The organism is Streptomyces sp. PA03-6a (genome assembly GCF_033792765.1).
Lineage (GTDB): Bacteria > Actinomycetota > Actinomycetes > Streptomycetales > Streptomycetaceae > Actinacidiphila.
The window spans coordinates 18,746-29,264 of sequence record NZ_JARAVK010000115.1 but is presented as its reverse complement, the minus strand read 5'-3'; the positions used below and the strand labels follow the sequence as shown (position 1 = coordinate 29,264).

12 protein-coding genes are annotated in these 10,519 nt (G+C 73.4%); 2 read left to right on the top strand and 10 right to left on the bottom strand.

Annotated features, from left to right (window positions below; all coding sequences use genetic code 11):
- Positions 1–11 precede the first annotated feature (11 nt).
- A complete protein-coding gene (locus tag PV350_RS25740; RefSeq protein WP_500336344.1) occupies positions 12–122 on the top strand; it encodes a LuxR C-terminal-related transcriptional regulator in 111 nt (36 codons plus the stop codon).
- Between the two features lie 91 nt (positions 123–213).
- Here PV350_RS25740 and PV350_RS25735 read toward each other — a convergent pair whose 3' ends face one another.
- The 3 genes from PV350_RS25735 to PV350_RS25725 all read right to left on the bottom strand — a co-directional run bounded on the left by PV350_RS25735 (position 214) and on the right by PV350_RS25725 (position 3,286).
- Positions 214–2,061, bottom strand: a complete 1,848-nt coding sequence (locus tag PV350_RS25735) for a glycoside hydrolase family 15 protein (RefSeq protein ID WP_500336342.1) — start codon at positions 2,059–2,061, stop codon at positions 214–216.
- An 80-nt stretch (positions 2,062–2,141) separates the two neighbouring features.
- The gene (locus PV350_RS25730) at positions 2,142–2,741 is read right to left on the bottom strand and encodes an ATP-dependent DNA ligase (RefSeq protein WP_499509137.1); all 600 of its coding nucleotides are present in this window, start codon (positions 2,739–2,741) and stop codon (positions 2,142–2,144) included.
- Between the two features lie 188 nt (positions 2,742–2,929).
- Entirely contained in the window at positions 2,930–3,286 is a 357-nt protein-coding gene (locus PV350_RS25725) for a DUF805 domain-containing protein (protein WP_499515994.1), read from the bottom strand.
- 282 nt (positions 3,287–3,568) lie between these two features.
- On the opposite strand from PV350_RS25725, the gene PV350_RS25720 reads away from it, so the two are divergent.
- Positions 3,569–3,964: a DUF2267 domain-containing protein gene (locus PV350_RS25720; protein ID WP_500336340.1), complete on the top strand. Its 396-nt coding sequence runs from the start codon at positions 3,569–3,571 to the stop codon at positions 3,962–3,964.
- Between the two features lie 18 nt (positions 3,965–3,982).
- Here the strand turns inward: PV350_RS25720 and PV350_RS25715 are convergent, their stop codons facing one another.
- The 7 genes from PV350_RS25715 to PV350_RS25685 form a co-directional block, all read right to left on the bottom strand.
- The gene (locus PV350_RS25715; protein WP_500336338.1) at positions 3,983–4,720 is read right to left on the bottom strand and encodes a hypothetical protein; all 738 of its coding nucleotides are present in this window, start codon (positions 4,718–4,720) and stop codon (positions 3,983–3,985) included.
- 86 nt (positions 4,721–4,806) lie between these two features.
- Positions 4,807–5,175 carry a hypothetical protein gene (locus tag PV350_RS25710; protein WP_500336336.1) on the bottom strand — a complete coding sequence of 123 codons (369 nt, stop codon included), beginning with the start codon at positions 5,173–5,175 and terminating at the stop codon, positions 4,807–4,809.
- A 107-nt stretch (positions 5,176–5,282) separates the two neighbouring features.
- Complete coding sequence (locus PV350_RS25705; RefSeq protein ID WP_500336334.1) at positions 5,283–5,981, bottom strand: DedA family protein; 699 nt, start codon at positions 5,979–5,981, stop codon at positions 5,283–5,285.
- A 5-nt stretch (positions 5,982–5,986) separates the two neighbouring features.
- Positions 5,987–6,520 (bottom strand): hypothetical protein, encoded by a 534-nt coding sequence (locus PV350_RS25700; RefSeq protein WP_500336333.1) that lies wholly within the window; start codon positions 6,518–6,520, stop codon positions 5,987–5,989.
- A 135-nt stretch (positions 6,521–6,655) separates the two neighbouring features.
- On the bottom strand, positions 6,656–7,357 hold the full coding sequence (locus tag PV350_RS25695; protein WP_500336331.1) for a TetR/AcrR family transcriptional regulator: 702 nt from the start codon (positions 7,355–7,357) through the stop codon (positions 6,656–6,658).
- 84 nt (positions 7,358–7,441) lie between these two features.
- Positions 7,442–9,739, bottom strand: coding sequence for an LLM class flavin-dependent oxidoreductase (locus tag PV350_RS25690; RefSeq protein ID WP_500336329.1), 2,298 nt, complete (start codon positions 9,737–9,739; stop codon positions 7,442–7,444).
- A gap of 175 nt (positions 9,740–9,914) precedes the next feature.
- Positions 9,915–10,484: a MarR family winged helix-turn-helix transcriptional regulator gene (locus PV350_RS25685; protein WP_500336327.1), complete on the bottom strand. Its 570-nt coding sequence runs from the start codon at positions 10,482–10,484 to the stop codon at positions 9,915–9,917.
- Between the last annotated feature and the right edge of the window lie 35 nt (positions 10,485–10,519).

Below are 10,519 nucleotides of genomic sequence, written 5' to 3'. Positions count from 1 at the left end.
CGGCCCGCCACATGGGACTGTCCAAGCACACCGTCGACGCCTACCTCCGCCGCATCCGCGCCAAACTCGGCATCTACAGCACCGCCGAACTCACCCGCACCGCCATCGCCCTCGGACTGTGACCTCGTCCGCACGGAAGGTGACCGCACCCGGCGCGGCAGGCGCGGTACCGCCGCCGATGCACCGACCCCGCGACCGCGCCGGCACCACGGATCACGACGTCGCACCCACCTCCTCGCGCGCGCGACGCCGCGCACGCGCCAGGTTGACGCCGCTGGCGATGATCCCGATGTGGCTGAACGCCTGCGGGTGGTTGCCCGCGAACTCCCCCGTCGTGGGGTCGATCTGCTCCGACATCAGCCCGAGCGGGCTCGCCCGGCCGCACAACGAGGCGTACAGCTCCTCGGCCTCCTCGACCCTGCCCTGGCCGGTGAGGTTGTCGACGAGCCAGAAGCTGCACAGGACGAAGGCCCCCTCGTCACCGGGAAGTCCGTCCGGCGACTCGTCGTGGAGGTAGCGGTGGAGCAGTCCGCCGCCGGCCGAGAGGCGGTCGGCGATCGCCGTGGCGGTGGCGACCATCCGAGGATGGCTCACGGGGACGACCTGCCGCAGCGGGAGCGCGAGCAGGCTGGCGTCGAGTCCACCGCCGCCGTCCAGGTACCGGCCGAGGGTGCGCGCGTCCTCGTCCCATGACCGCTCGAGGATCAGCCGGCTCAGTGCGTCCGCGGAGGCCCGCCACGCCGCGGTCCGCCCGGGCAGGCCGAGCCGCTCGCCGATCGAAGCCGCCCGGTCGAGGGCCACCTGGCACATCCCGGCGGAGTAGGTGAACACCCGGCCTTCGCTGCGCACCTCCCAGATGCCCTGGTCGGGTTCCCGCCAGGCCCGGTCGGCGGTCTCCGCGAGCCGGCACAGGCCGCTCCACAGGGCGGGCCCGAGGGCGCCGCCGGCGAGCAGCCACTGGTCCGCGCAGTCCAGCACCTCGCCGTAGACGTCGTGCTGACGCTGGTCGGCGGCTCCGTTGCCCCACCGTACGGGGGCCGAGCGCCGGTAGCCCTCCAGCCCGGGGTCCTCGACCTCGCCGGGCACCGGGCAGCCGTCGACGCCGTACATGATGCGGGGCCGCCGGCTGTGCTCGAACGCGTCCAGGACCCAGCCGAGGAACGCGTCCGCCTCGCCGCGGAAGCCGATGCGGCGCATGGCGAACACGGTGAAGGCGGCGTCGCGGATCCAGGTGTAGCGGTAGTCCCAGTTGCGGATCCCGCCGACGGGCGCGGGCAGGGAGGACGTGGGCGCCGCGACGAGGGAGCCGTTCGCCCAGTCGTCACACAGCTTCAGGGTGATCGCGGACCGGCGGACCAGGGGTTCCTCAGGGCCGTCGTAGCCGAAGTCGGTCATCCAGCGCCGCCAGGCGTCGGCGGTGCCGGCCACCATCGCCTCGGCGTCGAACCGGTGGCGCCGGTGGAAGCGGCCCCAGGACAGCACAAGGTCGAGGCGCTCGCCCTGCCGCAGGCCATGGGCGCTGTGCAGGGATTCCAGCGGACGGCTGGAGCGCAGGTGCAGCCGCAGGTCCGGCCGGCGCGGCACGCGGACCTCCAGTCCGCTGAACAGCGCCTGGGCCTGCGCACCGCCGCGCGGCTCGACGTCGACGCGCAGGTGTACGCGGCCGTCGAGGACGACGGCCGAGCGGACGAGTTCGCCGCGGTCGGCGGGGGCGTCGTCGGTGAGGTCGGCGCCGGAGCGCAGCACCAGCGCGTCGGTGACGCGCACCGTGCCGGTGGGGCAGCGTAGTTCGGTGACGAGGACGCCGGTGTCGGGCTCGTAGCGCTGGCGGGCTTCCCGCAGTTCCTCCGGCGCCACGGTGAAGTGCCCGCCGCGAGCGGGGTCGAGCAGGCCGCAGAACAGGGGTGCGGCGTCGAACCGGGGCAGGCACAGCCACGGGAGGGAGCCGTCGAGGCCGACGAGGGCCGCCGTCCTGCCGTCACCGATGAGGCCGAAGTCCTCCAGCGGCAGGTAGCCGTCGTGCCTGCGCACCTGCCGGAACGGCGGATCCGGTTCGAGCATGCCGCCTCGCTTCCACGCGACCCCGACGCGGGTTGCCGCGGGCCGCCAAGTCGGCCTGGCGGCAGGAGGATCCGCCGGGGTCAGGAGTCGTCGGCGTGGAGGTTCTTGACCTTGATCCAGTCACGGCTGCGGCGACCCGGCAGGTACGTACTGGTCAACCGCTTCGCCACCACACCGTCGTACCCCTCCTGACGGATGTAGTGCAACGCCTCACTCGCCATCGCCGGCCAGTACGGCGGCACCACCACATGCGGCCCCGACACCCCCAGATCATCCAGCAACGCCCGCCGCGCCGTGTACGGCGAATGCAACACCGGCTCCCCCAAGTGCAGGATGTCGTACACCACCAACTGCGCCGGCATCGCCTCGGCCGCCTCCGCCACCGCCGCCGGATGCCGCAGACTCATCCGCCGCTGCAACCGCTCCACCGACACCCCACCATGCTTCCCCAACGCCACGATCTCCCCGTCCAGCACCCCCACCAGACCCGGCGGCAACGACCCCGGCAACCCCCGCAACTCCGGATACCCCGCCGTCACGTCCTGCCCGATCCCCGACACCAACCGCACCTCACCGTCCCCCGGCAGGTACACCAGCACCCGGGCACCGTTGAACAACGGCTCGAAACCGTACTCCGCCTCCGCCCCCGGCCCCGGCAACGGCCCCGCCACCGCCAGCATCGGCGACCACCCGGGCAACTCCGCCCGAGGCACAGAATCCGCAGGAACGCGCGTACTCATATACACCAGCATCCCCCCACACCCCCCGACCGGCGAATTCAGACACCGCACGGCCCGGACGGCACGCGGCCCCTTCCGGCCGGCCCGGCCGGAAGGGGCCCCTCACCACGCGGAGATCAGGCGGGAGATCAGGCGGGCGCGCCGCTGAACTTCGGGTTCGCGCCGTACTGGTTCTCGGAGGGCTGGCCCTCGGTGCAGAAGAACACCAGCAGGACGATCGCGCCGACGACCGGGACGAGGGCGATCAGGATCCACCACCCGGACCGCCCGGTGTCGTGCAGGCGGCGGACGGCGACGCCGAGCCCGGGCAGCAGCACCGCGAGCGCGTAGACCGACTGGAGGAAGTTGAAGTCGATCGCGCGCCCGACGAGGACCAGCACGATGCTGATCACCACGTTGAACAGCGCGAACATCCAGTATTCGGTGCGGCGCGCGCGCCCGCCGAAGACGGCGTACTTCTTGAGCACGTCCACGTACCAGTGCATGCGGAACCCCCCAAGGTCGACGAACGGAAGCCCGTCCGGAGCGGCCGGGCAGGCGGAATGTACGGTTTTGTAGTGCGCAGGTCAAGACTTACGACGGCAGAAGGCCTTGCTCCGTTTCACGGCCTTCGGGCCGTACCGTCCTCATGGCGGTCCGGCAGTCATACACCGCGGATTCCGGGGTAGACGGGGGCGGAACGGCCGGACCCCCCGGCCGGCACGCCCACCCACCGCGGAGGTCCTCCGATGTCCCCCCAGCCCCAACCGGGTCGGCCCACGGCGTCCATGACGTTCGACCACATGCTGGAGCGGGTGCGGTACGACGGCGTCTACCCCACCCGGGAGCGGGCCGAGGAGGCCGTGCGGGCGGTGCTCGCCGCCCTGGGCCGCCGGCTCATCGGCGACGAACGCGTCGCCCTGGCCGCGTGCCTGCCGGTCGAGGCGGCGCTGGTCTTCACCGCCGAGATCCCGGAGATCCGGCCCATCACCTGCGGCACCTTCGTCGAGGACCTGGCCGCCCGCACCGGCGGCAGCACCGCCACGGCACGCTGGGACAGCTGCACCGTACTCGCCGTGGTCGCCCGCCTGGCCGGACGCGACCTGACCACGCGGGTCCTCCACCAGCTGCCGTGCGACTACGCCCCGCTGTTCGGCCGCGACGACCTCGTCAGCGCCGCCTGAGCCTGCCGCCGGGAGCGGCTAGAGGTGCCGCATCCACAGGTTGGACTCGGCGTAGACGCCCTGGTCCCGCTCACGGTCGATCTCCACGAGGTCGAGGGCTCCCGGGACGACGTAACCGCCGGTCCGCGGGAAGGCCATGCCGGCCCACGACTCCCACTCGGCCACGGTGCCGGGGATCACCATGGAGCGCGGCGCGGGCGCGAGGACCCTCGCCCCGAGCCGTTGGTGGGTGCGGATCCAGGGGTCCAGGTGCAGCCCGTCCGGGCGCGCCCAGCCGGCGAAGTCCTCCATCGGCGCCAGCGGGTAGCGCGCCTTGAGGGTCGGCCGCACCGGTGCGATCACCCGCCTCAGTCCGGCGTCCACGGCGCGGTCGCGCAGCGCCGTGAGCACCGTGCCGGCCAGTCCGCCGCCGAGGCGGTCCGGACGCACGGTGGCGACCATGATGCAGAGGGTGTCGGGCACGACGGAGGCCTCGTGCCCGGTCACCGCAGCGGCCATCGCGCCGTCGTAGCCGTCCGGCAGCGTGCCGACGTCCCCGTCCCAGCGCAACGCCACCCCCGCCCCGCCGGCCACCACCTCCCCGCAGTCCAGCAGCAGCACGTCGAACCGCGGGAAGTACGCCAGCGCCCGGCGCCGGTACACGGCCGAGGACGGCGCGTGCAGGATGAACTCCGGCCACCCGCCCCAGAGCGCGTCCTTCACCTGCTCACGGAGGTCGGGGCGCTCACCGGATGTCACGATCTCTGTCTCGGGCACGCGGGGATCCTAGAGGGATCACCGTGCGTGCGGTATCCCCTCCCCTGGCACCGGTCTCCCTGGCGGGGAGCCCACCGGGGGCCGCCTCACGCGGGAAGGTAACTCGGCCACCACGGCGGGACGTTGTCCGTGCACCAGGGGCTCGGGTAGGAGTCCGGCATGCCGAGCCACGTCACCAGGAACCACGTGAACCAGACGGTGAAGGCCAGACCCGCGACCAGTGCCGCCCGTCGGTGGCGTCGTCCCAGGGTGCCGTGCAGGACGACCCATGGGATCGCCGTCGCGACCCAGATGAGGGGCGCGAGGAGGAGCAGCGTCAACGAGTTCGCGCCCGCGTTGACGCCGACGTCGCACGCGGCCCATGCCCTGCCGATGGCGACGACGGAGACCACCGAGGTCAGCCCGCCGTAGAGGATGCCGAACCCGATCCCCCTGAACCAGGGTCTCGGAGGCACCCGTGTTCCCGATTCCGCCGTCATCCGTCCCCCCGTTGCCGCGCGGAGGCGCAGAGTACCAACCGGCCTCGCGCCGGGGTCCCGGGTCGGACCGTGAACGCGGTCGCTCACGACTCCCGTGCGGAGCTGTACGTGCCCGCGGGGTCCTGCTCCGGTGTCCGCGGGGCGCGCCCGCCGGACGCCACGATCCTCGACACGGCGCGTGCGCTCCCGCGCCGGTGCCGGGCGACGAGCCGGGTGGCGACCAGCGCGGCCGCACCCGCGGCGACGAGCACGGGGATCGCGACGAGACCGGCCCGGTGCAGCAGTTCCGTGGCGGCCGCGCCGGCGAAGTAGCCGAGCAGCACGTTGCCGACGCCCCAGACCAGCGACGCGGCGCTGCTGTAGGCGAAGAAGCGGCGGTAGGGCATGCCGGACGCCCCCGCGACGAACGGCAGGAAGGTACGGACGAAACCGACGAACCGGCCGGTGAACACCGCCGCCCCGCCGTGGCGCAGCAGGAAGTGCTGGGCGCGTCCGATCCGGCTGTCGGGCCGTATCCGGTGCAGCCACGTGCCCGGGTGCCGCTCGCAGTGCCGGCCCAGTGCGAAGCCGAGGCTGTCACCGGCCATGCCGCCGGTGACCACGGCGGCGGCCAGCAGCAGGGGGTCCAGGTCCCCCCGGCCCGCGATGGCGGCCGCGAGGAGGATGACCGTCTCCCCGGGGAGCAGCAGGCCGACGAACGCGCTGGTCTCCCCCGCCGTCACGGCGAACACGACGACGTACGACCACCATCCGGCTGCCTCGATCAGGCCGTCCAGGTGCATGGCCGTCAGCCCGCCTGCCGCAGCGGCGCCGCTTCGGGTGCGCGTCGCGCCCCCCGCCGGTACGGCACGTGGCGTGCGGTGAACCAGGCGAGCACCGGCACGCCCGCGGCCAGCAGGGCGCCCGCCACCGGGTCGTCGGCGGTCGCCACCGCCGCCGCGACCGAGGACAGGGCGATCGCCGCCACGGCGATCCGCGCCCAGACGGCCGGGACGGTGGCGACGACCGCGAGCGCCGTCAGCAGGTACCAGCCCGCCCCCGCGCCGGGCAGCGCGAAGTAGTCCGCCAGGTAGTCACGGGCGGGAGACGCCCCGCGCACCGGCACGCGCCCCATGGACGCGGAGAGGGCGAGCCCGGCCCCGCTCGACAGCAGCAACGCGACGGCGACGCGGACGTAGACCGCGGGTTGCCGGTGGGACAGCCAGAGCAAGGTCACCGCCATCAGCGGCCAGGGGGCCACGGCGTGGATCCGGTCGAGCACGTGCGCCGCGTCCTGCCCCAGTGCCGTCCAGCCATCTCTCGCGGATGGGGATGGGTTCACGGCGGCCTCCTGATCAGCCGGGTCCGCGTCGCCACGGCGGCGCGTCGACTTCGTCTTCCGATCAGGTAACCGGACTTGGCTCTCCACTTATTTCCGCCGTGACGCACCTAACACCGCACAGGCCCGGCGGTACGGTCAGCCGAGGCCGCGGTCCTCGCGGCCCGGCGCCCGCAGGCCCTTGGCCTCCGCGTTCCCCAGCAGCGCGCGCTGGGTCTGCATCGGGGTCGGCGCGGCCGGCAACGGACCGGTGTGGACCGGCCTGCACGCCTCCAGCAGGAACGCCACCAGGCGCCGCCACGCGTGGGGGGCGGCGCCCCGGGTCACCTCGATGACGCCCGCGTTCGCCATGAGGAACAGGAGGACGTCCTCCGGAACGACGTCCTCGCGCAGGGCTCCGGCCTCCTGTGCCCGGCGCACGAGTTCGCCCACGGCGCGGTTCTGGCGCTCACAGGAGCCGGCGGCCACCCGCGAGTTGGGAAGCCTGAGGACGAGCAGGTCGCTGATGCCGCGGTCGGCCGCCATGGCCCCGCACAGCCGCTCGACGAACGTGGTGAAGCCGGTCCACGGGTCCTCGCAGAGCAGCGCCTCCTCGGCGATGGCTCCCACCTGCGTCAGCTCTTCCGCGAAAGCGGCCTCGACCAGTTCCTCGCGGGTCGGGAAGCGCCGGTAGAGCGTGCCGGCGCCGACCCCGGCGCGCTCGGCGACCTCGTCCAACGGCGCGTCCAGGCCCCGCTCTTCGAAGATCTGACGCGCGGCCGCCACGATCCGCTGCCGGTTGCGCACGGCGTCCGCGCGCAGTCCCCGTTCTGCGGATCGGGGGCTCTCGGTCGCTGCCATACGCCCAGCCTACCAACCGGAGAACCCACTCCGGATGGCGTCGCTCAGGACCCCTCAGCGGCCCGGGCGATCGCGGCCGTGGGCCTACCGTCCGGCCGTGCCGCCGTCGGAGGACGTGGCGGGCGGGATGGGGAAGTTGCGGTTGAAGACGTTCCCCGGGTCCCACTCGGCCTTGGTCCGGCGCAGCCGCGTGAGGGCCGGCTCGGGGAAGGCGTCCTGGAGGCGGGCCGGGTCGGTGTCCGTCTCGAAGCTCAGGTACATGCCGTCCAAGTGCGGGTACAGACGGGCCCACTGGGCGTTCATGCGCGGGACGAGGTCCGGCGCGGTGGCGGCGAGCACGGAGAACTCCTGGGTGCGGTGCGACCAGGCCGTCGCGTCGGCGGGCACGTCGTGCACGGCACCGCCCATCGAGCGGAACTGCATGATGAGGAGGTCGCCGGACTTCATCATCGCCTCGACGGTCTCCGCCGCCTCGCGGGTCATGTGCGCGAGCAGTCCGCTGCGCGTGTCCTCCAGGCCCTGCCCGCGGTGCCGGTTTCCGGTCGGCGCCACGATCGCGTGGTACGGGGCGAGTTGGGCCTGCTGATCGAGGACCGGCCCGGTGCCCAGGAACGGCGTGAGGGCCTGCTGCGCCTCCTCGACGTCGTCGCCCGCGTACACCAGGGTGATCCGCGCGGTCACCGGCGCGCCGCGCCGTCCCGGGAAGAGCGACAGGAAGCTGCTGATCTCCCGCGGGGCGGCCTCCACCAGACGCCCCCATTCCATCAGGAAGTCCGCTGTGTCGGTCGCGTCGACGACGAGCGTGGCGTAGGCGACGTCCTCGACCTCGTAGGCCTCCAGCTCGAAGGCCGTGACGACGCCGAAGTTGCCGCCCGCGCCGCGTATCGCCCAGAAGAGGTCGGGGTGGTGCCCGGCGTCGACGCGGAGCTTGCGGCCGTCGGCGACGACGATCTCGGCCGCGGTGACGTGGTCGATGGTGAGGCCGTACTTGCGGGCCAGGTAGCCGATGCCGCCCGCCGTGGCGAGCCCGCCGACGCCGACGTCGCCGTAGTCGCCGGAGCTCATGGCCAGGCCGTACGGGGCGAGGGCGCGTGCGACGTCCCCCCATCGCGCGCCGGGCTCGATGCGGACCCGGCCGGTGGACCGGTCGAGGACCTCGACGGCGTTCATCGCGGAGAGGTCGATGACGACCCCGCCGTCGTTCGTGGAACGGCCGCTGATGCCGTGACCGCCGCTGCGCACCGCGACGGCGGCGTCCTGGCCGCGCGCGTAGGCGAGGGCCGCCACCACGTCGTCGGCGCTCTCCGCACGGACGACCAGGGCGGGCGATCCGGTGCGGGTGTAGGTGTGGCGCACGTCCTCGTAGCCGCGGTCGCCCGGTTCGACGACCTTGCCGGCCAGGGACTCGGGGACGGCGTCGTAGTCGAGCGTGTCGTGGCGCGCGGCGAGGGCGACCGCCGGGCGCCGCGGGGCGGTGCCCGTGCCCGCGGCGGCCCGTTCGCGTGCGACGGCCTCGCGCAGCGCGGGCGCCACCTCCTCGCCGAAGGTTCGGATCACGTGCGGGTCGTCCCGGCCGATGAAGAAGCCGGAGAAACCGTGTTCCAGGACGAGCGGGAGCAGTTCCTCGACCCACTGCGCCGGCGGGCCCTGGAGGTGGCCGCGCCGCACCGGGGAGAAGTCCACCCGGAGGACGTTGAGCAGGCGCCGGACCTCCCCGGGGTCGCGGCCGGCCGCGAGCGCCGCCTCGTCGATCGTCTTGCCGGCCTCCGCCATCCCCGGGGTCCGCAGGTACTCCAGGGTGGGCAGCCATCCGTCGGCCTTGCGGCCCGTCAGGCGCAGCATCCGCGGTTTGTAGGCGCCGAGCCAGACGCCGATGTCGTGGGCGGGGCGCGGGCCGCGCTTCATCCCGGGGACGGTGTGGTGCCGGCCCTGGAAGCGCAGGGGGCCGGGAGCGTCGCCGTCCCACACGCCGCGGATGACGTCGAGGGCCTCCTCGAGCGCCTCGGTCCCCTGGCCCGGCGTCAGGCGGCGGCCGCCCATGCCGTGCACGGCGTCGGGGAAGGCGCCTGCGCCGAGGCCGAGTTCGAACCGCCCTCCGGACAGGAGGTCCAGGCTCGCCGCCGTACGCGCGAGCATCGCGGGCGGGCGCAGGGGCAGGTTCGTGACGTTCGCCGAGACGCGCAGCCGGCTCGTCCGCGCCGCGACCCAGGTCATAAGCGTGTAGGTGTCGAGGAAGTCCGGGTTGTAGGGGTGGTCCTGGAACGTCGCGACGTCCAGGCCCGACGCCTCGGTGAGTTCGGCCAGGGCCACGGCCTGCGCGGGGTCGTGGGCGGTCGGGGTGATGAACGTGCCGAGCAGGAGCTCGTGACCGTGGTCGGGCATGACCTCGCCCCTCTAAGTATGCTGCCGGACAGCTTATCTGCCTCGCAAACAATATATATTGCAGCACATCTGCGGGCGCACGCATTCCTCGGCCCTCCAAGACGAAGCCGCCGCCATCCGGACGGACGGCGGCGGCAGCAGTGGAGCGGGGGCGCCACCACGGCACCCCTGACGGTCAGTTCGCGGGACGCCGCCGTCCGCGGCGTGGTGCCCGCGCCGACTCCTCGGCGATGCCGAACTCGACGACCACCTGGCAGGGGTCGACCATCGGGTCGCGCCCGGTCACATGACGGGCGAGGGTGCACAACATGCCGTGGAACGCCTCCCGCGACTCCTCCGGCAGCACGCCGAGCAGCTGCTGCTCGACCAGGCCGACCCGGGCACGCAACTCCTCCCAGCGTTCGGCGCCGCGCTCGGTGGCGAACACGTGCCGGCTCCTGCGGTCGGCGGGGTCGGGCCTGCGCTCCACCAGACCGGCCTCCTCCAGGTCGTCCAGGAGGTAGGTCATGACCGTCCGGTCGACCCCGAGGCGTTCGGCGAGGGACTTCTGGCTGCCCGCCTCGCCCGAGACGGCGGCCGCGAGCACGAAGTAGCCGCGGGGGCCCCCGGGGATGTCACCGACAGCGGCGTCGACCGCCTTCGCGTAGGCGCGGAAGACCGCGCCGATGGCGAAGCCGAAGTCGCCGTCCAGTCCGGACGGTCCGCTCTCCGGTACCTCCGCACCGAGGCTGCGCTGTGAAGTCACGAGGACACCCTAATTCACCTCGGTGCCGCATATAG